Source organism: Paenibacillus sp. D2_2 (genome assembly GCF_031199965.1).
Classification (GTDB): Bacteria; Bacillota; Bacilli; order Paenibacillales; family Paenibacillaceae; genus Fontibacillus.
In genome coordinates, this window is sequence record NZ_CP133605.1 from 2,370,645 (window position 1) to 2,396,603 (window position 25,959).

Annotated in this window: 15 protein-coding genes, 7 pseudogenes and 1 riboswitch; of the genes and pseudogenes, 17 read left to right on the top strand and 5 right to left on the bottom strand. The window is 46.3% G+C overall.

All coding sequences use genetic code 11. From position 1 onward, the window contains the following. Nucleotides 1–114 precede the first annotated feature (114 nt). From RE628_RS12070 to RE628_RS12090, 5 genes and pseudogenes are all read left to right on the top strand, one after another. Nucleotides 115–972 (top strand): undecaprenyl-diphosphate phosphatase, encoded by an 858-nt coding sequence (locus RE628_RS12070; RefSeq protein ID WP_309158912.1) that lies wholly within the window; start codon nt 115–117, stop codon nt 970–972. 134 nt (nt 973–1,106) lie between these two features. Then, nucleotides 1,107–1,697: an AAA family ATPase gene (locus RE628_RS12075; RefSeq protein WP_309158913.1), complete on the top strand. Its 591-nt coding sequence runs from the start codon at nt 1,107–1,109 to the stop codon at nt 1,695–1,697. 251 nt (nt 1,698–1,948) lie between these two features. Continuing rightward, nucleotides 1,949–2,742: pseudogene (thyA, locus tag RE628_RS12080) on the top strand (thymidylate synthase). Between the two features lie 71 nt (nt 2,743–2,813). Next, nucleotides 2,814–3,310: pseudogene (locus tag RE628_RS12085) on the top strand (dihydrofolate reductase). 124 nt (nt 3,311–3,434) lie between these two features. Further along, nucleotides 3,435–5,744, top strand: coding sequence for a type IA DNA topoisomerase (locus RE628_RS12090; RefSeq protein ID WP_309158914.1), 2,310 nt, complete (start codon nt 3,435–3,437; stop codon nt 5,742–5,744). Nucleotides 5,745–6,029: 285 nt separating this feature from the next. Here RE628_RS12090 and RE628_RS12095 read toward each other — a convergent pair whose 3' ends face one another. Both RE628_RS12095 and RE628_RS12100 read right to left on the bottom strand, forming a co-directional pair. Continuing rightward, nucleotides 6,030–6,806 (bottom strand): HAD family hydrolase, encoded by a 777-nt coding sequence (locus tag RE628_RS12095; RefSeq protein ID WP_309158915.1) that lies wholly within the window; start codon nt 6,804–6,806, stop codon nt 6,030–6,032. A 101-nt stretch (nt 6,807–6,907) separates the two neighbouring features. Further along, complete coding sequence (locus tag RE628_RS12100; protein WP_309158916.1) at nt 6,908–7,825, bottom strand: ArsR family transcriptional regulator; 918 nt, start codon at nt 7,823–7,825, stop codon at nt 6,908–6,910. Nucleotides 7,826–8,011: 186 nt separating this feature from the next. Between RE628_RS12100 and RE628_RS12105 the strand changes: the two genes are divergently transcribed. The 5 genes and pseudogenes from RE628_RS12105 (at nt 8,012) to RE628_RS12125 (ending at nt 13,617) form a co-directional block, all read left to right on the top strand. After that, nucleotides 8,012–9,214 (top strand): MFS transporter, encoded by a 1,203-nt coding sequence (locus RE628_RS12105; RefSeq protein WP_309158917.1) that lies wholly within the window; start codon nt 8,012–8,014, stop codon nt 9,212–9,214. Between the two features lie 205 nt (nt 9,215–9,419). Beyond that, the gene (locus RE628_RS12110; RefSeq protein ID WP_309158918.1) at nt 9,420–10,154 is read left to right on the top strand and encodes a phosphonate ABC transporter ATP-binding protein; all 735 of its coding nucleotides are present in this window, start codon (nt 9,420–9,422) and stop codon (nt 10,152–10,154) included. Further along, complete coding sequence (locus RE628_RS12115; protein WP_309158919.1) at nt 10,151–11,434, top strand: hypothetical protein; 1,284 nt, start codon at nt 10,151–10,153, stop codon at nt 11,432–11,434. Before RE628_RS12110 ends, RE628_RS12115 begins: the two co-directional genes overlap by 4 nt. A gap of 32 nt (nt 11,435–11,466) precedes the next feature. Further along, nucleotides 11,467–12,165, top strand: a complete 699-nt coding sequence (locus RE628_RS12120) for a response regulator transcription factor (RefSeq protein ID WP_309158920.1) — start codon at nt 11,467–11,469, stop codon at nt 12,163–12,165. After that, a pseudogene (locus RE628_RS12125) lies at nt 12,162–13,617 on the top strand (ATP-binding protein). Before RE628_RS12120 ends, RE628_RS12125 begins: the two are co-directional and overlap by 4 nt. Before the next feature lie 117 nt (nt 13,618–13,734). On the opposite strand, the gene RE628_RS12130 reads toward RE628_RS12125, so the two are convergent. Then, nucleotides 13,735–14,955: a glucose-1-phosphate adenylyltransferase gene (locus RE628_RS12130; RefSeq protein WP_309158921.1), complete on the bottom strand. Its 1,221-nt coding sequence runs from the start codon at nt 14,953–14,955 to the stop codon at nt 13,735–13,737. Between the two features lie 220 nt (nt 14,956–15,175). On the opposite strand from RE628_RS12130, the pseudogene glgB reads away from it, so the two are divergent. Together glgB and glgA are read left to right on the top strand one after the other, a co-directional pair. Next, a pseudogene (gene glgB / locus RE628_RS12135) lies at nt 15,176–17,142 on the top strand (1,4-alpha-glucan branching protein GlgB). After that, nucleotides 17,139–18,564, top strand: a pseudogene (gene glgA / locus RE628_RS12140) (glycogen synthase GlgA). The pseudogenes glgB and glgA overlap by 4 nt, the downstream one beginning before the upstream one ends. Nucleotides 18,565–18,635: 71 nt before the next feature. Here glgA and RE628_RS12145 read toward each other — a convergent pair. Next, a pseudogene (locus tag RE628_RS12145) lies at nt 18,636–20,380 on the bottom strand (alpha-glycosidase). A 342-nt stretch (nt 20,381–20,722) separates the two neighbouring features. Here RE628_RS12145 and RE628_RS12150 point away from each other — a divergent pair. The 5 genes and pseudogenes from RE628_RS12150 (at nt 20,723) to RE628_RS12170 (ending at nt 25,013) form a co-directional block, all read left to right on the top strand. After that, entirely contained in the window at nt 20,723–21,541 is an 819-nt protein-coding gene (locus tag RE628_RS12150; RefSeq protein WP_309158922.1) for a transporter substrate-binding domain-containing protein, read from the top strand. A 287-nt stretch (nt 21,542–21,828) separates the two neighbouring features. After that, a complete protein-coding gene (locus RE628_RS12155) occupies nt 21,829–22,491 on the top strand; it encodes an amino acid ABC transporter permease (RefSeq protein WP_309158923.1) in 663 nt (220 codons plus the stop codon). Continuing rightward, nucleotides 22,478–23,200 carry an amino acid ABC transporter ATP-binding protein gene (locus RE628_RS12160; protein ID WP_309158924.1) on the top strand — a complete coding sequence of 241 codons (723 nt, stop codon included), beginning with the start codon at nt 22,478–22,480 and terminating at the stop codon, nt 23,198–23,200. The genes RE628_RS12155 and RE628_RS12160 overlap by 14 nt, the downstream gene beginning before the upstream one ends. A gap of 175 nt (nt 23,201–23,375) precedes the next feature. After that, a pseudogene (locus RE628_RS12165) lies at nt 23,376–23,872 on the top strand (DinB family protein). A gap of 233 nt (nt 23,873–24,105) precedes the next feature. Next, a riboswitch (cyclic di-AMP (ydaO/yuaA leader) is annotated at nt 24,106–24,316 on the top strand. Between the two features lie 7 nt (nt 24,317–24,323). Continuing rightward, a complete protein-coding gene (locus RE628_RS12170) occupies nt 24,324–25,013 on the top strand; it encodes a 3D domain-containing protein (protein ID WP_375143072.1) in 690 nt (229 codons plus the stop codon). 71 nt (nt 25,014–25,084) lie between these two features. Here RE628_RS12170 and RE628_RS12175 read toward each other — a convergent pair whose 3' ends face one another. Then, nucleotides 25,085–25,885: a polysaccharide deacetylase family protein gene (locus tag RE628_RS12175; protein ID WP_309158925.1), complete on the bottom strand. Its 801-nt coding sequence runs from the start codon at nt 25,883–25,885 to the stop codon at nt 25,085–25,087. Between the last annotated feature and the right edge of the window lie 74 nt (nt 25,886–25,959).

The following is a 25,959-nucleotide window of genomic DNA, read 5'->3' on the forward strand; positions in this document are numbered from 1 at the left end:
ATTACAAGTTAATAAGCAATGCTTGATTTCTTGTACACTGAACTGGTAAAGTTGAAACGGGCCAAATTTTAATAAGATGAAGACGAACGTTTTGAAAAGGAGATTAGGCAGGAAATGGACAATATTTTGGACTTTTTAAAATCAATTATTCTAGGTATCGTAGAAGGGATTACCGAGTTCTTGCCGGTATCCTCCACAGGCCATCTCGTTATCTTCGAGAACCTGTTAGGCTTTGAGGGTACAACCCCTTCCTTTGTAGAAATGTATACTTATGTAATTCAGCTTGGTGCCATTCTGGCAGTTATTGTTCTGTATTGGGCCAAGATCAAAGACACGCTCGTGAACTTTTTCCCTGGGAAGGTTGGATTTGAGCGTTCCGGGTTTAGGTTCTGGCTGATCCTGGCGATCGCATGTATTCCTGGCGGCGTATTCGGCATTTTGCTTAATGACCTATCAGATAAGTATCTGTTTACACCGGTTGTCGTAGCTATTACGCTATTCTTCGGCGGTATTTGGATGATGTATGCTGAATCCAGATTCCGGAACAATAAAGCTCCCGGAGTGAGCGGCGATGAGCTTAACGTAACCGTCAAGCAAGCGTTAATTATCGGTGCTTTTCAGTGTCTGGCGATTATTCCGGGAATGTCCCGTTCAGCTTCGACGATTATTGGCGGATGGGTGTCTGGATTGTCTACGGTTGCGGCAGCGGAGTTCTCGTTCTTCCTGGCGATTCCGGTTATGGTTGGTATGAGCTTGTTGAAAGTTGTGAAGATCGGCGGGCTGACAAGTCTGACAAGCGCTGAAATTATTTCGCTTATTATCGGATTTGTTGTATCTTTCATTGTTGCATTGGCTGTAATTCGGAAGTTCATTTCTTATTTGCAGAAGAAGCCAATGAAGGTATTTGCGATTTACCGGATGATCTTTGCTATTGTCGTTCTGGTAGCTGGGTTAATGGGGATTTTCCACTAATTAATTTAATAGTTGATTGATAAGACGCCTGGGCATGTGGAAGTAACCTTTATCGCTCAGGCTTCGTCTTTTTATATACTAGTAAACAACATCTCATAGCGGTAGTGGGTTAATTCAGATTGGTGGGTGAGAATGTGATTATTTGGATTAATGGTGCCTTTGGTGTGGGTAAGACAACGACGGCATTCGAATTACAGCGTAGGATACCAAATTCTATCGTGTATGATCCTGAGCATGTCGGATACTTCATAAGAAAGAAACTGCCAAAATCTATACATAAAGCGGATTTTCAAGATTACCCGATGTGGCGAGAAATGAACTATTCGATGTTACATCATTTGAGCGAGGAATTCATAGGGACCATTATCGTACCGATGACAATTACAAATCCGGATTACTTTGCCGAGATTGTTGGACGATTGCGAGGTGCTGGAGCTGATATAAGTCATGTAACTTTGCTTGCTTCCAGGGATACCTTGCTGAAGCGCCTCAAGGGACGGGGAGAGAAGGCAAACTCATGGCCGGTTCAGCAGATCGATCGCTGTCTAACCAGTCTTGGTACAGAGGTATTCGCCGAACATGTCTATACCGATGATTTGATGGCGGATGATGTTGTCGAACGAATTGCTTCGATTAGCGGTGTTACGCTTTCGCCCGATACGAGAAGCCGCTTCCGGAGAGCAATGGACCGCAAGCTGATTACGATCCGACATATTCGCTTTTGATCACGAAGTGAATCAAGAAGTAAACTGGACATCGAATCTTGAATTCAGCCGGGTCTTCCGGTGCTCACGTACCCAAAACGTACGCTGCGCTCCTCAGACCCTAGCTTCATCCAACCTTCTCGGTGCTGAAAAGCGAATTTGAACTCACATTTTAATGTCAGAATAAGATCATATTCTACTACATTGTAAAATTACAGTCTGTTATAATGAACAAGATGTGTTATTAAACGAGTATTTGGGGTGTGAGATAGATGAGAAATTATTTGGATTTACTGCAGGATGTTATGGATCATGGGACGGAAAAGAGGATCGGACAGGCACGGGCACTTATTCGGTATTCGGTAGACAATTGCGCTTTGACCTCAGCAAGGGTTTCCCGCTGATGACGACGAAGAGAATTCACTTGAAATCAGTTGTTCACGAATTACTCTGGTTCTTGAGTGGGGACACCAACATTAAATATCTGAAGGAAAATGGAGTTACCATTTGGGATGAATGGGCGGATGAGAACGGAGATTTAGGGCCTGTGTACGGCTCACAATGGCGTTCATGGCCGACACCGGACGGAAGAAGAATCGACCAGATTGCAGGTGTGATCGAGTCGATCAAGAACAATCCAGATTCGCGCCGTCACTTGGTCAGTGCTTGGAACGTAGCTGAAATTGACGAGATGAAGCTGCCGCCTTGTCATTTCGTATATCAGTTCTATGTGGCTGATGGGAAGCTGTCTTGTATGCTGACGATGCGATCAGTCGATACTTTCCTCGGTTTGCCATTTAATATCGCCAGCTATGCGCTACTCACGCATATGGTCGCACAGCAATGTGGCTTGGAGGTCGGTGAATTCATCTGGTCTGGTGGAGACGTGCACATTTACAAGAATCATCTTGAACAGGTGAAGACTCAATTGGAGCGGGAACCTTATTCTTTGCCACAGCTTGTGATTAAGCGCAAACCGGAATCTATTCTTGACTATGTCTATGAAGATTTTGAATTTGTCGGTTACCAGCATCATCCAGGCATTAAGGCCCCTGTCGCGATATAGAGCCAGACTTGGATAGGCAAGCATGAAGAGCAGTTTACGATGAACGGATTCCTAGGAAGGTGGATAACGAGATGGGAATGACATTTATTTGGGCTATGGCCAGAGATGGGGTTATCGGTCGGAACAATGATTTGCCGTGGCGTTTACCCGCGGATATGGCCTTCTTCAAAGCACAAACGACTGGGAAGACCGTGCTTATGGGCCGCAAAACCTGGGAGTCGATGCGTAGCCGCCCGCTGCCAAACCGCCGCAATGTCGTGATGACGAACGATCACTCGTATCATGCTGAGGGCGCTGAGATCGTGCATTCGGTGGAAGAGGCGTTAACTCTGGCAGATAGTGAGGAATTGATGGTGATCGGCGGGGCCGGGATTTTCAAGATATTGATTCCTTATGTGGATCGCTTGCTCGTGACTATGATTGAAGAGGATATTCCCGGGGATACCTTCTTCCGCAAATCGATTGGTCCGAATTCCAATTGGAGCAGGAGCGCGAAGGAATTCGCGATGAGAAGAACCCTTATAATTACCGGTTCTTGTCCTATGTGAGACTGCAACCGACTGTGTAATCGTGATACACTTACGATATCGAGTGAAAATATGTTATAATATATGTTAGCTACAGGGCTGCGCGGAGCGCGGCCCTTTTTATCTGTGGAACTGGAATGCTAGGAAAGTGGGGCGCTTGAAACAATGAAAACGCTCGTAATTGCTGAGAAACCCGATATGGGGCGAACGATTGCTGCGGTGATTGAACCGCGGGCGAAGAATAATCGCTCCTATCTGGAGGGAGAGCAATATATTATTACCTGGGCGATTGGACATCTGCTTGGATTGGCCGAGCCTGACGCTTATGATGACAAGTATAAAAGATGGAATTTCTACGATCTACCGATTATGCCGGAGCAATTCAAGATTGTGCCGAACCCAAGAACGAAGGATCAATTGAAGACGATCGGTGAACTAGCCAAAAGATGTAATGCGGTCGTGAATGCATGCGATGCCGGGCGTGAAGGACAATATATCTTCGCGTTGATTCAGCAGCGGCTTAAGCTCATGCAACCGGTTAGGCGGCTCTGGATCTCTGACTTGACCTCGGAGAGCATCGCCAAAGGCTTCGCTGAACTTCGGGACAGCTCTGAATTCGCCAATTTAACGAAGGCGGCGCGAGCGAGGAGCGAGGCAGATTGGCTCGTCGGTATGAACGCATCACGTGCCTTCACGACGAAGCATAATACACTGCTCTCGGTTGGCAGGGTACAGACACCTGTGCTCGCGCTGATTTATGACCGTCAGAAGGAAATAGAGAGCTTCGATTCCTTGACTTATTACGAGATCAAGGCTGAGTTTGAACAGTCTGAGCGTTCATATATCGGTACCTGGCAAGGAGACCGATTGACCGATGGAGAGAAGGCCAAGGAATTAGCGGATAAAGTTCGCGGCAAGCAGGGTCAGATCGTGGAATATGAGGTTAAGGAGACGAAGGAGTATCCTTACAAGTTATATGACCTGACGCTACTTCAACGCGATGCGAACGCAAAGTTCGGTTACTCTGCTAAGAAGACACTTGATTTGGCACAAGCTTTATATGAGCGCCATAAGCTGATTACATATCCGCGCACAAACTCCAATTATGTAACTGAACAGAACATCGAAGGAATGCACAAAACGCTGCATATGCTGAAATCTACAGATTACAAGGAGCTTGCCGATGGCGGGAATCAGAGTCTGGTAAATGTGAACAACAAGTCGGTTTGTAATCCTTCCCGTGTAGAGGATCACCATGCAATACTGCCAACCTTGAGAAGACCGGGAACGCTTAGCAAGGAAGAGGGGAATATTTATGATCTCGTCGTCCGCCGCTTCCTGTCGCATTTCTATCCGGCGGCCGAATATAAGCAGCATATGGTGATGACGGAAGTAGAGAAGGAATTGTTCAAGACGAATGTGAAAGAACTGCTGTCTTTGGGTTGGAAGATATGTCTGCCTGGGGATGACAATAAGGCTTCGAAGCGTGGCAAGAAGAAGGATGAAGAGGAAGAACAGGAGGAGGAGGTGAGTGAGCCGTTCTCTGTTGATCGCAATCAGCCGGTGTTGTGCAAGGAGGCTGAGGCGAAGGAGAAGGCGACTCAGCCGCCAAAGTCATATACAGAAGGCACTCTGCTCAAAGCAATGGAGAGCGCTGGTAAGCAGCTGGAGAATGATGAGCTCCGTGAAGCGATGAAGGATGCGGGTCTCGGAACGCCGGCGACTCGAGCAGCGACGATCGAGCGTTTGAAGAGTGTCGGATATATCACGATGCAGGGTAAACGGATTACGGTTACGCAGAAGGGGCGCACTGCCATCGAGCTAATCAGACATGCTGGAGTAGAGCTGCTGACCTCACCCGAGATGACGGGGCAATGGGAACGCAGGCTGTATCAGATCTCCAAGGGAGAGGCAACCAGCGAGAAATTTATGGAGAATGTGAAGAAGTTTACGGTCTCTATCATCGAGAAGGTGCGCGTACAGAAGAAAGCGGACGCTTCGATGTTCGAAGGCGGACCCGAGGAGAAAGGCAAGCGTGGCAGCCGCACAGGTTCTCGGTCCAAGGGAGGCGATTCCAAGACGGGGACCGCTTCCAAGCGGGGAAGTGGCTCATCTGGTAGTGGCAGGACTCCCGGGACAACTTCAGCCGGACAAGCTGCTAGCTCCGGAGGTTCGTCCGGCGGCGTAGCTGGAGGCTTCGAAGCGTTGGCGTCGTGTCCGCGAAGTGGCTGTGGCGGTCAGTTGATCGAGGGCCGCAAAGGCTATGGCTGTACCCATTACAAACAGGGTTGCGGCTTTGTTATTTGGAAAGAGTACGCCGGCAAGAAGATTTCGCGTTCGATGCTGCAATCATTGCTAGAGAAAGGCCACACTCAAATTTTGTCCTTTAAGCAGCCAGAAGGAGATTACAAAGGCCGGATTGAGCTGCTCGATCATGAGAGTGGGAAGCTGAGCTTGGAACGGACAGAAGGCTAGTGGAAGTGTGTGTAGTTGCCGAGCAGCCGAGCTAAACGAAGTGAACTAAAGAAAGAGCAGGGAATAGGCAAGAGGGTGAAATGGCTCTGGAGAAGCGTAGCGTTCGCCTTTGTTAACGGATTTCTCCCTAGTTGGATTCTATTAGATTAGGAAATCCGTGAGCAACTGCGATCGGAAGAACATTTCACCCGACTGCGCTTCCTCCGTTACAAGCATTTGTTCAACTACCATAGTCACACAAAAACTGGGCTGAAGGAGGATATCCATCAGCCCAGTTTTTTCACACTATCTAGATCTGTGAGATAGTTTATTAGAGCTACGAGTTTGCCCGGTGTTGGTGATAATGGCTGGGACCTCTTCGAGTGAGACTACCGTGTATAAATAAGAATCATTACGAGGAGGTATCTCTATGATATTATAGGTCCATTCATCGGGATGATTGATATGGATGGCATGGATACCTGCCGAGAGAGCTGGCGAGATATCGGTCCGTAGACTATTACCGATCATCCAAGTATTAGGACGGTTGAACGGGTGAGAGGTCAGGATTTCCTCCAATGCCTCTATGTTCTTATGCTGACGGATAAAGATACGGTCCTGAAAATAATCGGCCAGCTTCATCTGCTCAATTTTCCGTTGTTGGATCACAGTTTCGCCGCCGGTGTACAAGTACAGCTCATGCCGCTGACTTTGCAGGAAATCGAGCGTCTCGACCATTCCAGGATAAGGTTCAATGGATTGTTCATATACACTAAGGCCGAGCTTCATAAGCTGCCTTTCCTTAAGTTCATCATATCTCTCACCGAATTGCTGGCAGAAGTAGCGGTAGGTGTCAATCAGTGATTCCGGAAAATGTCGGCTGGCGAATCCTACTTGCTGTACTCCGGCTACATCGATTTCGATTTGCTTATCGCGAATCTCCTTAATCGGAAGCTGGTACTTATTGAACCATTCCGATACAATGTCGGCAAATTGACCTAGAATCAGATCAAAGTATTTGTTGCAATAGATCAACGTATCATCGAGATCAAAAATGATTTGTTGTTGTACATTATGTTTCATCTCTATCACTCCTTCTTGCACTTTCCCTTTATCATATTTATCCTAACTTAGCAGAAGAAGCAGCAGAAATGCAAATATCAATCTTCATGTCGGGACAGCCGCTAGATCCGAATATATGATTCAAGGAACATCTGTAGCTCGGATACACCGTCCGGACGGATGCTGAACTTCTCCGTACTACGGTCCGTGAGATGGACGCGAAGCATGCCTGCAGATCTTAGAATCATCAGTTCATGATGCAATTGGGCTCTCGATTCGTTAGTGTCCCGGATCATCTCCTGCATCGACTTGGGTTCATTCGCCAAATAGCGCAGCAGTTGCAGACGCTCCGGCTTGGATAAGGCCTGGGTCAGTCGGAGCAGGCAGATAGGCGGCTCCTCTTCGTCAGCCTCCGGAATGTCGATCGGATATTGGATAAGCAACACTTCTTCATAGAAGCAGTAGGTATTCACTGGTCTGAAATGAATCGAAGGAACGAGGATAATATGCTTCACTGGTAATTGCTGATCGAGTACAAGTCCACCCGATGCGAATTCAACCAGAGGCTCGGGATCCATTTTCTCAAGCAGATCCTTCTTCTCCATAGCGTCCTCTTCCATCATAACTGCGTATTGTTCCTCAATACCTTGAAAGTAATTGTTGTACCAAATGTTCAGAAGCGGTGCATAGTATTTCTGAATCCGTTGCGCATCTTCCAGAGTCGTACCTGGTACATGAGGAAGCATTCGGGCAAGCAGGGCATCGGCATTACCGTGAGATAAATCTTCAAGATAACCATTAATTTGCATGGTTGAGTCCCGCTCAAGCGCCAGGGCGAAGAGCAGATCATAATCTCCGAACGGATAATCGGCCGCCTCGGCGAAGGCTTGGCGAGCCTCCTCGCTCAGACTTAGTTGGATATCGTGAATCCATTCCCGTCCTATGTCCAAATTGTTAATCCATTTTCGTGTAGTATATAACATGAAGCTGCTGAGCAACTCATAAATCGGCGACACATCGACTTTTACATCATAAGCCATCCGTAAGGCCTCCCAGAACTATATTGCATACCTCTTAATTATGCTTGTGGGATTAGGGCTTGTCTACTATAATGTTTAGGAGTCGTTTCACGGGTTAAGGGGTTAATTACACTATCACATATGACTTAAAGTAGAAATCGTCATATTGTCTTGACGGTTTTCTTTGTTGTGCAGGGGGAAGGCATCATGACAATAACATCAAATTCTAGTAAATTTCCGATTCGTTTATCGCCATTTTTCTTATTAACAATGGTAATTATTATATCGGGGTTAAGCCAAGGACTGCTCTTGCCGGTTCTTGCCATCTTTATGGAGGAGCGGGGGATTCCATCCTCTGTGAACGGGATGCACGCTGCCGCTCTCTATGTCGGCTCATTTGCAATGACGCTGGTTGCCGAACGGGTACTTGGCCGTGCCGGTTTTAAGAAGCTGCTAATTGGCGGTATGGTAGCAGTTATGATCGCTTTACCGATCTTTCCATTAGTCTCGAACTTGTCCATTTGGTTCGTACTGCGTCTGATCGTTGGAATCGGCGACAGCGCAATCCATTTTACATCACAGCTCTGGCTACTTCTATTGTCGCCTAAGGAGCGTCGCGGACGTAACCTCTCTCTTTACGGCATGTCCTATGGGCTTGGCTTCAGCTTCGGACCCTTCGGTATCCGGCTTTTAAGCTACGGTCAGCTTCTTCCTTTTATCTTGTTGTCCATTCTTACTGCTATGGGAGTACTTCTTGTTATGGTTCGTATGCCTAATATGTATCCGGAGAAAGTAGCAGGTAATGCACGGGAGACACGCAAATACGGGCGAATATACAGATTGGCCTGGTTTGCTCTGTTTACCCCGCTATTATATGGGTATATGGAATCAACGATGAACAGTAACTTCCCAATCTACGGCCTGCGGATTGGATTGAGTGCAGAGCAAATCGCAACTTTGCTTCCTTTCTTCGGGATCGGTGGACTGATTCTGCAGCTTCCACTAGGAATGCTTAGCGACCGTTATAACCGAAAACTTGTATTAATGATTGCCAGGTCTAGGTGGTGGAGTGCTGTTCCTTATCGCTCCACTGGCAGAAAATCATTTTTGGAGCCTGCTGCTGTTGTTCATGGGAGCGGGGGCTTGGTTGGCTCCTTCTTCTCACTCGGACTGGCTTATACCGCCGACATATTGCCAGCAGGGCTGCTTCCTGCCGCAAATGTTATTGCTTCCTTCCATTTCTGCATCGGTAGTATTCTCGGTCCGAATGTAGGTGGGGCAGCGATGGAGTTCGTAGGTCCGGGTACGTTGTTCGTACTTCTGGGCAGTCTATATATGATTTTTACCTTGGCTGGATTCGGCTTTAGGAAACAATCTCTCGAAAAAAATGAAAATATGAACAGGCTGTAATGGATTTTCACGGCTATTTCCAATAAACTATAGAGTAGAACGACTTATGTATACTTACCTTTATAAATAGACAAAGGTACAACAAAGGCGAGTTCAAGAAAAAGCCGGTTGTAGCATCGAATCTTATGCTTCCGATGGACCTCGGTTGAGAGGTTTGCTTAACAAGAGCGGATTTTTGAACAACGTCTACAAAGGAGAATCGGACATGATCAAGGTTAGCCACTTAAAGAAATCGGTGGATGGAAATAAGAAACAGGTACTCCGTGATATCAATACTGAATTTGCTCAAGGGGAAATGGTTGGTATTGTCGGCGCAAGTGGTAGTGGGAAAAGCATGCTGCTCCGTTGTCTGGCACTTCGTGAGACTTGGAACAGCGGGGATTATTCATGGAACGAGGACAAGCTAATCCAGGGCGGCGGTAAGGGAACGCATAAATTCCGCTCCAGATTTGCTTATTTGGAACAGAATCCTACTCTTTATCCTGAGAGAACGGCGCTTAAGAATGTTCTGATCGGACAAGTTGGTCAAGTCTCGGCGATTCGCCGCTTTACCGGCATGGTCCGTTCTGATGATTATATGGGGGCGATGGATGAGCTTGAGAAATTCGGCTTACTCGACAAGGCCCATGTCAAAGCTGGCAAGCTTAGTGGTGGAGAGAAACAGCGGGTAGCAATCTGTCGTGCACTTGTCCATGGCGCCAAATTTGTCGCTGCGGACGAGCCGACAATCGGGCTGGATCCGAAATCGGCGGAGCGCGTCATCGAGACCTTCAGCCAGCTATGCAAAACTCAGGGAACGACCGTCGTGACTGCACTTCCACTTGAATTTGCTGAGAAATATTGCACGCGAATTTTGGGTATTCATTCCGGTGAAATTAAGGTGGATATTGTAGGGAGACGGTTGACGGCTGAGGAGAAACGGTTGATTGATTTAGCATGAAAAGAGTGATGAGTTTGAAAGGTAATCTAAGAAGCTGGCTGATGCTATGCTCTGGCTGCGTGCTGTTGTTCCTACTCAGCGGCTGCAGCATTATCGATGATCCAAAAGCTTTGATGCGCACGCCGCAGCTCTCCTCTGACCGGGAGTCGCTGTTCAACGTCATAAATGTCGAGACCAAAGGCTCGATTATCGCGCCGAAGGATGTGAAGAGCTCGATCCGAACTGCTGATCTGGACAATGATGGTGTGAAGGAAGCGATTGTCTTCTACGAGACTCCGGATGAGACGGTACGAATCCACGGGATGATTCTCGAACAACAAGGAGACAGTTGGATCGTTAAGGTTCGATTTGACGGCGAAGGGCAGAATCTCGAGACCTTCGATCTGAAGGACTTGGCCGGAGATGGTCGTCTGAACATTATCGCAGGCTTCTCTGGTGGGGGAGAGGATGTACAGAAAGGTCTAACTGTGTACTCTTATGACGGGCAGAAAGTAGATAATCTGTTAACCATACCATATAGCAATTTCCTGATCGATGACCTTAATCAGGATGGACAACTGGATATTACAGTCGTCAACTTGAAGCGGGAACAGAATGCAACTGTAACAGCATATCAGTTCGATGGAACATCGTTCAAGGAGCTGGATCAAATCCAATTGGATGATGCGGTTGAGGAATATTACAATACGGTCAGCGGTAACATTACACCAAAGCTGAGAGGTATCATTTTGGACGCCTCATTCGGGGCGCATTATGCCTATTCTCATATGCTTGTTATGAAAGATGGCAAGTTTGAGGATCTGGTTCCATCCCAGGATTTCACGTTCAAGAACTATCCAGTATACAGTGGGGACGTGGATGGCGATGGCATCCTCGAAGTGGGACGCTCGGAGAAGCCAATTGGCTGGGATGAGCCCCCTTATGAAATGCCACTCTTCTCTTACTATCAGTGGAATGAAGGAGCCGGAGATGATAAGACGAGCTGGAAGTTCGTTAAGCAGCAGTATATGGACCCTTCTGGCCGATTCTACTTCAACTTCCCTAAGGAATGGAACAGGACCGTAACGATCGACCCGAAATCCAATCCGGATGAGCATTTGTGGTTCGTCAAGGTGGATAATGGGGAGACGGTAGCGGAAATACGCTTCTTCTCGCTGTCGGAGTGGGAGAATTACAAGGATCAATGGGAGCTGCTGGCCTGGGATTATGACAAGGTTATCGGTTTCTATAGTAAGACGAATATGAAGGTTAACAAGGGTGAACAGGAAATTAAGCGTTAAACGCTGTTTATGATAGAGGGAGGAGACGCGAAGTGAGCAAAGTTTTGATATTGGAAGATGAAGAATCAATCCGAAGTTTTATCGTGATCAACTTGAAGCGGAATGGCTTTGAGGTGCTAGAGGCAGGTGATGGACACGAGGCGCTTGCGAAGCTGCAGAGCGTGCCGGATATCGATATCGCGCTGCTTGACGTGATGGTTCCAGGCATCGATGGATTTGAGGTGTGTCGCAGAATCCGCGAGACGAACGAACGGATCGGGATTATTTTTTTGACGGCAAAAGTACAGGAACAAGACAAGGTCTACGCGCTGTCTGTCGGAGCGGATGATCATGTCAGCAAGCCGTTTAGTCCTACCGAACTGATCGCCCGCATTCACTCTTTGTTGAGAAGGGTCAATGTTTATCGGGAGAGCAGCACGAAGGTTACTTTTACATCCGGACCATTCACCCTTGATCTGATCTCTAAGCAATTCAAGCGTGGCAGCCAATTAATAGAACTGACTCCGACCGAATTTTCACTGGTGCAATATTTCCTGGAGAACGAGAACTCCCCGCTTAGCCGCGATCAGCTGCTTGATCATGTATGGGGCAAAGAATATATGGGCGATCCGAAAATAGTTGACGTCAATATCCGTCGGCTTCGCCAGAAGATAGAGAATAATCCTTCCGAGCCGATGTTCCTCCAGACGGTCTGGGGGTTTGGCTATAAATGGAAGGGCGAGGTACAATGATCAAGAAGGGTATCGGACGGCAAATTGTAATGCATTATTTTATCGTCGTATTCGTAACTCTGTTCATGGTTGAATTGATCTTCTCTTGGCCATTCGCATGTATTATTACGATACGATCTATAACCATATGTCGAATCACACGACATGGGCGTCCGATTATTTTCAGAAATTCGTAAAGCTCAACGCGGATAATGATCCGAATTATTTTACGGAAATGCTCGATGCCTTTGAATTAAAGGATACAGAGCTTCTGATTCTGAACCGGAAAGGCAATGTCAAGGCGAGCAGCAATCCGTTCCAGGACGAGAAGGCGATACAGACTAGCGATGTATTGCAGGCCGCTTCAGGCAGTGTCGGTAAATGGATTGGTAGGCAGCCCTCTACAGGCGAGATGGTGATGGCCGTGTCATCCCCTCTACAAGTACGAGGGGAGAACGCCTACATCGTTCGTTATGTCACATCACTTGAGTCGGTTAATTCCAAGATGATGAATCTGACTTTGCTCTCTTCTGCGGTGTGTGTAGCCGTATTGGCGCTTGTTACCTTATTCAGTATCGGGCTAGCCAATTCGATCGTGAAGCCGATCAACAACATTCGTGCAGTATCTGCCCAGTTAGCGAAGGGGAAATTTGATACGCGTATCGAGGGCGAATATAGATATGAATTAGGAGAGTTGGCCTCTACGCTGAACTATATGGCTCAAGAGATCGTCCGCAGTAATCAGATAAAGGATGATTTCATATCGTCCATCTCCCATGAGTTGCGTACTCCGTTAACGGGAATCAAGGGATGGAGCGAGACGCTGACCTCAGGAGGATTCGATCCGGACGAGACAAAGATTGGTATGAACATCATCTCCAAAGAGACAGACGGCTTATTGGTCTGGTTGAGGAGATGTTAGATTTCTCCAAGCTGCAGCAGAATGAGATGAAGCTTGTGATCGGTCGTGTCAAGCTGCAGGATTTGCTCAAGGAGATTATGTTAAACGTATGGGCGAAGGCGGAGAAGAAGCAAATCCAGATCAAGCTTGATGGTCAAATTGATAAGCCGATCACGGTCATTGGTGATGCCAATCGATTGAAGCAAGTCTTCCTTAATCTGGTGGATAATGCGATTAAGTTCTCGCATGAGAATAGCTGGATCCATCTCGTGATCAATCCATTATCGGCGGATCAGGTGCAGGTTGAAGTTGTCGATAGCGGGATTGGGATAAGCGAGGAAAATCTGAATCGAGTTCGCGACCGCTTCTTCCAGGTCAATCATCAAGGCGGAGGAACTGGACTTGGATTGGCGATTAGTCAGCAGCTCGTTGAGCTGCACCATGGTCAAATGGATATACGAAGCGAGCTTGGGGTTGGTACTACAGTATCGGTCACATTACCGATGCCTGTTCATGATCCCGAAAATCGGGACGAAGAGGTAGAACAAATAAACTCCGAGGATCAAAATTAAATATGTAGTTGCATCATGAAGGGACTCTCTAAGGAATGCTGTACTTTAGAGAGTCCCTTTGTTATAAGTGTGTTTTTAAATATTTAAGTGTGCGTTCAAAAAGTCCGGGTTCTACCTCTAAGATGGCATTCCTTCTGCTCGGAGTCGCGGCGTCTTCTCATAGACCTCCATAAGCAATCTTGTTGGTTGCGGAATGAGAACTGGCTTGGCTGTAACGGTCTCACCGGGCCCAACGACCATAATATCGCCTAGTGCTCCCTTGATTATTGACCCATCTTTAATGATTGCATTTTCGCCAATAATGGCCTTCTCGATCCAGACATTGCGGCCAATCTTGGCTCCGGGCATTACGACGCTATCCTTAATCTTCGTATAGCGTCCGATGCTTGCTCCACCGAAGACAACCGATTGCTCAATCTGTCCTTCCAATTCGCAATTATGATGTACCAGTGAGTTGTTGATTTGCGTATGAAGGGCCAGAAAGGATGGAGTGCCGGGCAGTCCTTGGGTGAACATCGGCCAGGTTTCATTGTTTGTTAATTTCCAATCCGCGTTCTCGGTCAGTAAATCCATATGCGCTTCCCACAGACTTTGAACTGTGCCTACATCGCGCCAATACCCCATAAATTCATATACATGCAGTGGCTCTGTGCCTGTCAACATTTTAGGAATTAGGTCTTTGCCGAAATCATGGCTACTCATATTATCTTCCGCATCATCGATCAAATGCTGTTTAAGAAAATCCCAATTAAATAAATAAATACCCATGGAAGCTAAATTACTTGTCGGATGCATAGGCTTCTCAGCAAACTCTGTAATTCTGTTCTGTTGATCTGTGCTCATCACGCCGAAACGGTGCGCTTCTTCCCATGGTACGGGCATAACGGAGATGGTCGCTGTAGCATTTACTGACAAGTGATAATCAAGTAGCTTGCGGTAATCCATATGATAAATATGGTCACCCGACAAGATAAGCACCTGATCTGGCTTGAATTTGTCCACATACTCTATATTTTTGAATATTGCATCTGCTGTTCCTGCATACTCCTGTACACCGGCATTATAAGATGGCAGCAGGGAAATACCACCATGCTCATGCTTCGGGAGGTTCCATGCCTTACCCTCGCCAATATGTTCATGAAGAGATTCAGCCTCATACTGAGTAAGTACACCGATCGTATCAATTCCTGAGTTCACGCAGTTGCTGAGAGGAAAATCGATGATCCGGTAATGGCCGCCGAACGGTACAGCTGGTTTAGCAAGTTTGGATGTCAGCGGTGTTAACCTGCGACCTTCACCTCCAGCCAAAAGCATTGCAATACAATTTTTCTTATTCACTTCGCTTTTTCCCTCCCGTGTGGTTTGGACTGTGTTGTTCTTACGTACACTAGATATGACTCACTGAAATTAAAGGTATGGAAATTATCAGAAATTATTACAAGGAATTTTGCAAAAAGCATTTTTATTTTCATGCGCTGGGAGTTATCGTAATAATCATTAATAAGTGCGTGATTGAGCAACCCCTATAAAATTATTTGGAGAAGCGGGTGATTATACATTGTCCAATCGAGTAGATACGATATCTAAAGAAGATATTTATTTATTTCACGAAGGAATATTGTACCGAAGCTACCTAACCCTAGGATCGCATCTAACGATCGAGAATGGTCAGTCCGGCGTTCGATTCACCGTATGGGCTCCTAATGCGCAGCAAGTATCCGTTGCCTCGGATTGGAACCGATGGTGTGGGAGAATGATTTATTATATAAGATACCCGAATCGGGATTTTGGACTCGTTTTTTCCCGGATGTAGAGGAAGGAACTTTTTACAAGTATGAAATTACCGACTTGGATGGTGTTAAAAGCCTAAAGGCCGATCCGTATGCCTACTATGCTGAAGTTCGCCCTGCCACGGCATCCATCGTTAAATCGATTTCGGGTTATTCATGGCATGACGGGAACTGGCAGCACAGCCGAAAACCAATGTACCGTAGGCCAATGAACATTTATGAGCTGCACTTCGGAACTTGGCGCCAGAAGGAAGACGGCAGCTTCTATACATACCGGGAGATGGCAGACATTCTAATTCCTTATATTGTGTCGATGGGATATACGCATATCGAATTGATGCCACTGGCCGAACACCCTTATGACTTATCCTGGGGGTATCAAATTACAGGCTACTATGCTCCGACAAGCCGTTATGGCAAACCAGAGGATTTGATGTACTTCGTCGATCGCTGCCATCAGGCTAGGATCGGTGTTTTACTCGATTGGGTACCTGGCCATTTTCCCAAGGACGCACACGGTCTACGGCGATTCGACGGTACTGCATTGTACGAATATGAGGATGAGGCGAAGGCGGAGAGGCCGGGTTGGGGGACACTAAGCTTTGATTTTGGTAAGCCGGAGGTCAGGTCTTTTCTCATTTCGAATGCTTTGTTCTGGATGGATGTGTATCACTTCGACGGGCTAAGGGTCGATGCAGTAACCAGTATGCTACGCCTTGATTTCGAAAAGCAGGTTGGCCAGCATCCACTAAATGAGCATGGAAGTGTGGAGAATCTGGAGGCGATCGATTTCCTGAAGCAGCTGAACAAGATCGTCTTCAAATATTACCCCAATGCTCTGATGATGGCAGAGGAATCTAGCTCCTGGCCAGGAGTTACTACCCCAGTGGATGAAGGCGGACTTGGCTTCAATTACAAATGGAATATGGGCTGGATGAACGATACGCTTGGCTTTATGGAGACTGATTTTGGTGAACGTCCGATGAATCATCATTTGCTTACATTTCCGATCTGGTATGCCTTCGCAGAGAATTACACGCTGCCTTTATCGCATGATGAAGTGGTACATGGTAAGAAGTCCTTGCTCAGTAAAATGCCAGGAAACTATGAGCAAAAGTTTGCCGGTCTGCGGATTTTACATGGTTATTTGATGACATCACCGGGAAAGAAGCTGCTGTTCATGGGTGGAGAATTCGGTCAGTTTATCGAATGGAGAGATCAGGCGGAGCTGGACTGGCTACTCCTGGATTACGATATGCACCACAAAATGCTGGAATATACCCGTGCGCTTAATCATTTCTATTTAAGAGAGCCCGCCTTGTGGGAGAATGATCATAGTGGAGGCGGCTATCAGTGGATTAATCCACATGATGCGAATCAGAGCGTCATTTGCTACTTACGCAAAGGTCAGCGGGCCAGCGACACGCTGTTGGTCATCATTAACTTTCAGCCGGTAGAGCGGGATAATTACAGAATTGGAGTTCCCCAGAGTGGAGCATACGTGGAGATGTTCAATAGCAATTTGGATGTTCATGGCGGCGCTGATCGGATGCGCATCGCCCCATTGCATAGTGAGCCGAAGTGTTGGCATGATTGTTCGCACAGCATTGAGCTGGTACTTCCGCCGCTAAGCTTCATGATCTTGAAGCCGGTGACCAGATCTGGGCGGAGGCTTAAGCCTCACCGACCGAAGCTGGCCAGATATGGCAAAAAACCGAGGAGGAAGTATAAATGAAGATATTGTTTACTGCAGCTGAGGTTTTCCCGTTCATTAAGACAGGCGGGCTGGCTGATGTGATCGGTGCACTCCCAAAGGCGCTGCATGAGGCTGGCCATGATGTACGGATCGTATTACCTAAATATAAGGATATTCCATCCATCTACACAGACCAGCTGACCCATCTAGACGAGATGGTGGTGCCTGTCGGCTGGCGTAAACAGTACGGAGGAATCGAGTATTTAATCCATCAAGGTATGACTGTATATTTTATCGATAATGAGTATTACTTCGGCCGGGATGGTGTCTATGGTTATTGGGATGATGGAGAACGGTTCGCCTTTTTGAACCGGGCTGTACTTGAGATGCTGCCACGGATTGAATTTATGCCAGATATTCTCCATTGTCATGATTGGCATACGGCAATGATTCCGTTGCTTCTCAAGGAGCATTTTCAGGCCAATAAGGCCTACGCAAATATTCGAACTGTATATACAATCCACAATCTGCTGTACCAAGGGATTTTCCCATTTGAGATTCTGAACGACTTATTTAGTTTGCCTGAGCATTATTTTACAGCAGACGCGGTCGAGTATTACGGTAATGTAAGCTTCATGAAAGCCGGGCTTGTGTTCGCTGATCACGTAACGACAGTGAGTCCTACCTATGCTGCGGAAATTCGCACTCCCTATTATGGCTACGGAATGGACGGGTTGCTAAGTTCACTTGGTGATCGGTTGTCGGGGATTGTGAATGGCATAGATGCGGAGCTGTATAACCCGTTTACGGATGGGGAGATATATGCTAAGTATTACAACAGTCTGTTCAAAAAGAGGCAGAATAAGCTGGCGCTGCAGAAGGAACTGGGACTTCCTGAAGCAACATCGATACCCCTGATCGGCATGGTAACGCGGCTGGTTGAGCCGAAGGGCCTCGACTTGATGACACGTATACTGGATGAATGGCTATGGCAGGACGATGTACAGTTCGTATTGCTCGGTACAGGAGATAAGAGTTATGAGGATTGGTTCAGGGAAGCGGCGCAGCGCCATCCACAGAAGCTATCGGTACAAATTTTGTTCAGCGACAGATTGTCACGCCGCATTTATGCTGGCAGCGATCTATTCCTTATGCCTTCGCGCTTTGAACCTTGTGGCATTAGCCAATTGCTGGCCTTACGTTACGGGAGTATTCCTGTCGTCCGTGAGACGGGGGGCTAAACGATACGGTGCATTCCTATAACGGAAATACAGGTGAGGGGAACGGATTTACTTTTCACGATTTCAATGCGCATGATCTGTTAAATACCTTACGAAGAGCTGTATCCTTCTATAAACAGCCAGAAATCTGGGAGAGTATTGTCAAGAATGCGATGACCGGGACTATAGTTGGCTGCAATCGGCAAAACAGTATAGTGATATTTATGCAAGGCTTAAGTGAGTATAAATAAAAGCCGGGCTGGTATAATCCATTTGGATGGATTGATCTACCAGATTTCCGGCTTTTTTTGTTCATATGATATGGCGATACAGAATGCGGAAGCCATAGGGATCCAAATTGAGGTTCATCAGACCTGATTCAGGAGCAACTCTAACGCCAGATAATGCATCTTGCCAATCGCTTGTCTGAATCGGATGCGATAATACACAAGCTTTATCCGTATTATTCATCCAGACCATAAAATGCATCTTCTGATCCATACGCTCATATATAATGCAGGGATTACCTCTATTGGCCTGAAGGAAGCGGAAGCGCCCTTGCCTCAGTACGGTATGCTCCTTGCGCAGCGCGATCATCATTTTATAGAAGTCAAGCAGCTCGCGGTCCTGCTTGTTCGAATCCCACTCCATACATTTGCGGCAGTCAGGGTCAGCGTTCCCCGTTAATCCGATCTCGTCGCCATAGAAGATGCATGGTGTACCGATATAGGTGAAAAGGAAGACGACGCATAGCTTAAGCTTTCTTTTGTCGCCACCGACTCGGGTTAACAGCCGTGGCGTATCATGCGTACAGAGCATGTTGAAGATCACTTCATTCGTCTGCTGAGGATAACGCATAATGAGTGAGCCCATCTCGTTCGAGAAGTTGTAGCCATCCATTCCACCACAGAAAAATTCGAGCACCTTATCAGCGAAGGGATAGTTCATGACAGAATCGAATTGATCGCCAAGCAGCCAGTTCAATGAATCGCTCCATACTTCCCCGATAATGTATGCCTCCGGGCTCACTTTCTTCACGACGTTACGAAAATCACGCCAGAAATGATGATCGATTTCGTTGGCAACATCGAGCCTCCATCCATCCAGCTTAATTTCCCGTATCCAATATTCAGCTACACCTAGCAAATACTCCTTCACTTCGGGGTTGGCTGTATTAAATTTAGGCATATTCCCGTAGAAACCGAAGGTATCATAGGTCGGGACTCCATCTTTGATCTTCAATGGGAACTCATTGATATGGAACCAATCTGCATATTTAGAGTCTTGACCATGCTTCAGTACATCTTGGAACGGTGGGAATTGTTCTCCACAATGATTGAAGACTGCATCGAGTACGACGCGAATACCACGCTCGTGACAGGCTTCGGTGACCTTCCTCAGCAGATCGTTATCGCCGAAATGAGGGTCCACTTGACGATAATCTGTCGTATCGTACTTATGATAAGACGGCGAAGTAAATAAGGGTGTGAAGTAAATGGCGTTAATCCCTAGATCGGCGAGATGATTCAGATGTTCCAGCACCCCTTGTAAATCACCACCGAAGTAATTATCGAATTTCGGAGGGTTTCCCCAGTTCTCTACTGGATTTGGGTCATTACTTGGATTCCCATTAGCGAATCGCTCTGGCATGATCTGATAAAAGACTGCTTCTTTGGCCCATTCCGGTACCTTGAATACATCGATCTCGTGAATATAAGAGAACTCGAAGCATTCCCCGGTGGGGAAGGGGGCTCATGCTGTAGTCCTGAATCAAGCAAATAAATTGTCTCTGATCCGGCAACGAGCTTAAAGGCATAGGACAAGCGCCTGTAGCGAGGGCGTACAGCGATCTCCCAGTAGTCGAACATACGATCATGGGCGGCCTTCTCCATCGAGTACTCCTGATAAGTACCAGCCCAGTTATATTTATCACCAGTCATAATAACCACCTGTTCGAGGTCATCACGCTTCGTTCTGATTCGTAGATGAATCGTCGAATTATCGTAGGCATAGGCCCATTTGTCTCTTGGAACATGATATAGAGCTTCCAGCAGCATAAAGATTCAACTCCTCTCTAATATTATGTCCAAGCTCCTAGGAATTGAATAAAAGATTAATTACAAATTAAACAGACTAATAAATATTCACCATCGTTTTAACGCGACACAGTGTTGGAATGTGAATATATATACATAGAAAACACTTTTATAGAATAATATGGATATTCTAAAGTGATATTGCTAACAATTACAGCAGATATTTATTAACCACAGACTAATTAGCACGAAGAATCTGTGAATAAATGATGAAGGATTACATTTTACCTTTGCATATATATGCATTGTGCTTTATAATTGGTCAAGTAATTAAAAGAAAGTACAAGTTAGGAGAGAGAGAAAATGAAAAAGTGGGGAACATTAGTTATAGCTCTATTGATGGTAACCAGCTTGCTTGCCGCATGCGGACAAAATAAAAACAATGGTAGTAGTTCACAAGGGGCTGGGAGCAATGCCGGTAATTCTGGCAAGAAGGTAATAACGCTCGGTACTAGTGCAGACTTCGCTCCATATGAATTCCACATTAAGAATGACCAAGGACAGGATGAAATCGTCGGTTTCGACATTGAAATTGCTAAGGAGATTGCCAAGGATATGGGCGCTGAGCTGCAAATCAAGGATTTGCAATTCGATTCTTTGATGAATGAATTGAACAGCGGACGGATTGATTTCGCCATTTCCGGTTTGAGTCCAACGCCTGAACGTCAGAAGGAAGTAGATATGTCGAAGATTTACTTCACGACCGAGCAGGCTATTGTGACTCGTACTGGTGAAGAAGGTAACTACAAGACGATGGACACGCTGGTAGGCAAGAAGATTGGCGTACAGAAAGGTTCGATTCAAGAGGATATCGCTAAGACGATCAAGGATGCCAAGATTACGGCTTTGGCTAAGACTCAGGACATCATGATGCAATTGAAAACCGGACGGGTTGATGCTGCGATTATCGAAGGCCCTGTAGCTAAAGCGTATATTAGCAACATCGAAGGCTTGACGATCTCTGAAGCACAGCCTGCCGTAGAGGATGACGGATATATTGTTGCTGTGAAGAAAGGGAATACAGAGTTTCTTGATAAGGTTAACACTACTTTGACTCGGTTAATGGAAGATGGAAGTATCGATAAGTTTATTCAAGCGGCTAGTGATTTGGCTGTGAAATAAACATTGTACCTTTTAGAGGTTGTTCAAAAAGTCCGCTTTTGATCACGAAGTGATTCAAGAAGTAACTCGGCATCGAATCTTGAATTCACCCGGGCCTTCCGGTGCTCACGTACCAACTACGTACGCTTCGCTCCTCAGACCCTAGCTTCATCCAACCTTCTCGGTGCTGAAAATCGGACTTTTTGAACTCGCAGTTTAAGGAATTGCTCTAGAAAATAGCGGAGAAGCTTCGCTATTTTCTGCTTTTATGCAAGTTTTCTGATGAATTTGGGAGGAATGATCTGGTTATGAAGTTTTTTACGATGTTTTGGGATTACCGCGATTACTTCTTCACCGGTGTGCAGTATACGCTCTTGCTAGCAGCGATCGGTGTTGTTTGCGGCTTTATTCTTGGGCTTGTTGTCGCGTTGGCGCGGATGTCGCCCTTGAAAATCGTCCGTTTCATCGGCCATGCTTGGGTAGAGTTTCTGCGTGGTACGCCGATGATGGTGCAATTATTAATTATACATTATGGTTTCTCGCAATTATTCGGTGTTAACTTTACTCCGATTCAATCGGGTGCGATTACATTGTCAATCAATAGCTCGGCTTATTTGGCGGAAATCTTCCGCGCAGGTATTCAAGGTGTAGACCGTGGACAAGGGGAAGCGGCGCGTTCGCTAGGGATGTCACAGGGGATGTCGCTACGCTTCATCATTATTCCACAGGCGATCAAATCGGTGCTTCCAGCGATCGGCAATGAGTTCATTACGATTATCAAAGAGTCCTCTATTGTTTCTATTATCGGTGTGACCGAGCTGATCTTCCAATCTGGCTCTGTCGTCGGCATTACGTATAACGGGATGACTCCGTATCTGATCGTCGCAGTGATTTACTTTATACTGACATTCACACTATCACGGATTTTAGGTGTGTTCGAAAGGAAGTTGAAGGCCAGTGATAACCGTTAAAAATTTGCATAAAAAGTTTGGACATCTTCATATTTTAAAAGGAATTGACCTTGAGATTTCTCAAGGAGAGGTTGTCGTTGTGATCGGCCCAAGCGGATCTGGAAAAAGTACATTCCTTCGCTGTCTTAATTTACTGGAGACTCCATCTGAAGGTGAGATTCTGTTCGAAGGCGAATCGATCACTGCACGTGGGCATAATATCAATGTGACGAGGCAGAAGATGGGGATGGTGTTCCAGCAGTTCAATCTGTTCCCGCATAAGACGGTTCTCGACAATATTACGTTAGCTCCTATTCGCGTGAAGAAGTTGGACAAGAACAAGGCGGAGGCGATTGCGATAGACCTTCTTCAGACGGTCGGTCTGCAGGATAAGCGGGACGCGTATCCTTCGCAATTGTCCGGGGGGCAGAAGCAGCGGATTGCGATCGCTAGAGCGCTGGCGATGGAGCCACATGTGATGCTGTTCGATGAACCGACCTCGGCGCTGGACCCGAGATGGTCGGCGAGGTGCTCGAATGTCATGAAGAAGCTCGCTGACAAAGGTATGACGATGGTCATCGTTACGCATGAAATGGGCTTTGCCCGTGAGGTTGGTGATCGTATCATCTTCATGGACCAAGGAATGGTACTGGAGCAGGGCACGCCTCAGGAGGTATTCGGTGCAACTAAAGAGCAGCGGACAAAGGAATTCCTGAGTAAAGTACTGTAAAATCTGGTCTTATCATATTAACTTGTTTAACACCGCACGCTGCTTCAGCGCGCGGTGTTTTTTGTGTGAAGATATCTCGTTCTTTTTTTTCATCTACTGTAGATAGCCGAGACAAGCTTTCCAATCAGTAGGGGATATAGTATGATAACCATATAATGGGAAAGGTAGGGGGTTAATAGTGAAACAGCTAATTATCGGAGACGTCATGCATGAGCTGGTCTCTACACGTCGTATTCTGGCTTGCTTGCCTGAGGAACATATGACATGGAAGCCCCACGTGAAATCTATGACATTAGGCGGGCTTGCTACCCATATGATCAACCTGCTTAACTGGCAGGTAGCGATTTTTCTTTACCCAGAATTCGATCTATCAACCGTGCCGAATCGGCGGAAGCCTTGACCAGACGTGAAGACCTATTGGAAGAATTCGATGCGAATGTTACCAAGCTTGAACAGCTATTAGATAAATGTGATGAGAGTATGCTAGGGGAGGAATGGACGCTGCGCAGCGGCGACCATATTATCCTGCGCCAACCGCGGGCGAGCGCGCTCCGTACCTTCGGATTAAGCCATATGATCCACCACCGTGCACAGCTTGGAGTGTATTTACGTCTGCTCGATATCCCAGTGCCGGGATTGTATGGCCCTACAGCCGACGAGGAAGGCAAATAACCTAAACCTAACCGAACAGTCGAAGAGCATCAGCATGATCGCTGGTGCTTTTCGACTGTTTTTTTCTGACTCTTCATTTCTTAGAACTCGTACATATCAGGGAAATAATGTTAGTTATTTGAATGGAGAGGCCATATTTTTGTCATTAATTTATATTAAAAATTTCGCGTCCTATCAAGCTTTGTACGAAAATGGTAACAATTACAATAGCTATTGGTTACAAAGTTGTGATATATTCATTTACGCCGAAACTTACTAGATTAAGTACGGGGGACGATTTTTACGAAGGACGATTTGGAATCTAGTGATTACGAATTGGCTTTCTTGGGGTGAAGCGTGGCTGGGAAAGTAACAAAATCTTAATCTATTGTTACTATCTCTCGCGTAGGGAACTTCCTTTTCCCGAATCCGACAACTAACTCCGCAGGCGCACTAAAAGGAGGACAACAACATGAAGAAACAACATACATGGACAATCAAACGTATTATGGGGACGGCGATTATTACCGCTGGATTATTTGGAGCAATGCAAACTGTTCCTGCGCTGGCTGACTCGTTACATACAGCGAAGGATGGAGATACTTTCTATACACTGTCGAAGCAGTATGGAGTGCCGATGGACAAACTGATCTCAGCGAATCCTACGGTGAAGGCCACGAATATTTATGATGGCCTTAGCATCACCATTCCCGACAATAATAATAACACAACTGCTGCTCCGGAAGTGAAGGCTGAATCCACGGACAACGCAGTAATGCTGCCCACTCTGAACGTATTTTCTGATCAGAAGGTGGTAGAGGCTTGGGGCAAGAGCTTCAATTACTCCAAGACCATTAATGTCAAAGCATCAGCATATTCCTCGGCTGCAAGTGAGAATGGCGGATATGGAGCGGTAGATTATTATGGTAACCCACTTAAGCTTGGAACAATCGCAGTGGACCCGAAAGTAATTCCTCTCGGTACTAAGGTACTTGTAACCGGACATGATCATGCAGGTCTTCCAAAGAATGCATTTGTAGCGACAGCTACCGATATTGGGGGAGCGATTAAGGGCAATCGGATTGATATTTTCATCCCGGGAAGCAAGTCATTTGTGAATCAATTTGGTTATCAAGATGTTAAGTTATTTGTACTGAAATAGTAGATTAATAGAAAATTTAGATTATAGAGCCGAACCGGACAATTAAACTCCGATTCGGCTCTATTTCTAAATTAAAATTTATTTTTTTCGGTTTGTAGCATATCGGCTACATTTACGAATTGATACCCTTTGGATTTAAGCTCTTCAATAATCTCGGGAAGAGCTTGTATCGTTCCGCTCAAGTTGGAGCCCGAGCCGCCGCCTGCATGCTGTAGCACGATCGATCCTGGACCAACCGTCCTTAGAACATTCTGCTTGACCTTCTCTTTACTGAGCCCCTTCCAATCGAGAGAATCGACATTCCAATTCACAACTCTATAGTTATGCCGCTTCGCCCAGCGGATCTGCGCTTCATTAATATCGCCGTATGGAGGTCGAATCAGCTTTGGACGATAGCCGGTGATATTCTGAATCACCTTTTCGGTTCGCAGTATTTCTGACTGAAATTCCTGCATTGAGTGCTTCTTGAATTGATTGTGGGTATAAGAGTGGTTACCAATAATGTGACCATCTCTATGGATCTGACGTACAAGATCAGGATGTTTCTTGGCTCTGCTGCCAACGACGAAAAAGGTAGCTTTAACTCCTTCACGCTTCAGTATTTTCAACACTTGCGGCGTGAAGCGGGGATCGGGTACATCGTCAAACGTGAGGGCCACCTGTTTCACCCGTGGGCCGCGAAATACGAAGGTCTCAGAATATTTACGTTGTAGCTCGGCTAGATTAAGCGGTTTTGCGTTGGTCTCGGCGGATGTAGGTGCCGTGTCCTCCGTACCCGGTGACGACCGTTTGGCCTCAATGCTCCCAGAGCTCGGGAACAGCATGAGCAGGATGGTAAGGACGATCATCCAGTGTTTGAGTTTTGCGGACATAGCATTACCTCTTCTCCAAAATAATGTCATGATTTGGTATGCCCATAATCATCGGAAAATATGATGAAATGATT

Excerpts from the sequence above, each read along its gene's own strand:
- RE628_RS12070 (WP_309158912.1), top strand. The coding sequence starts at position 115 with ATGGACAATATTTTGGACTTTTTAAAATCAATTATTCTAGGTATCGTA.
- RE628_RS12090 (WP_309158914.1), top strand. The coding sequence starts at position 3,435 with ATGAAAACGCTCGTAATTGCTGAGAAACCCGATATGGGGCGAACGATT.
- RE628_RS12095 (WP_309158915.1), bottom strand. The coding sequence starts at position 6,806 with ATGAAACATAATGTACAACAACAAATCATTTTTGATCTCGATGATACG.
- RE628_RS12100 (WP_309158916.1), bottom strand. The coding sequence starts at position 7,825 with ATGGCTTATGATGTAAAAGTCGATGTGTCGCCGATTTATGAGTTGCTC.
- RE628_RS12105 (WP_309158917.1), top strand. The coding sequence starts at position 8,012 with ATGACAATAACATCAAATTCTAGTAAATTTCCGATTCGTTTATCGCCA.
- RE628_RS12110 (WP_309158918.1), top strand. The coding sequence starts at position 9,420 with ATGATCAAGGTTAGCCACTTAAAGAAATCGGTGGATGGAAATAAGAAA.
- RE628_RS12115 (WP_309158919.1), top strand. The coding sequence starts at position 10,151 with ATGAAAAGAGTGATGAGTTTGAAAGGTAATCTAAGAAGCTGGCTGATG.
- RE628_RS12150 (WP_309158922.1), top strand. The coding sequence starts at position 20,723 with ATGAAAAAGTGGGGAACATTAGTTATAGCTCTATTGATGGTAACCAGC.
- RE628_RS12155 (WP_309158923.1), top strand. The coding sequence starts at position 21,829 with ATGAAGTTTTTTACGATGTTTTGGGATTACCGCGATTACTTCTTCACC.
- RE628_RS12170 (WP_375143072.1), top strand. The coding sequence starts at position 24,324 with ATGAAGAAACAACATACATGGACAATCAAACGTATTATGGGGACGGCG.
- RE628_RS12175 (WP_309158925.1), bottom strand. The coding sequence starts at position 25,885 with ATGTCCGCAAAACTCAAACACTGGATGATCGTCCTTACCATCCTGCTC.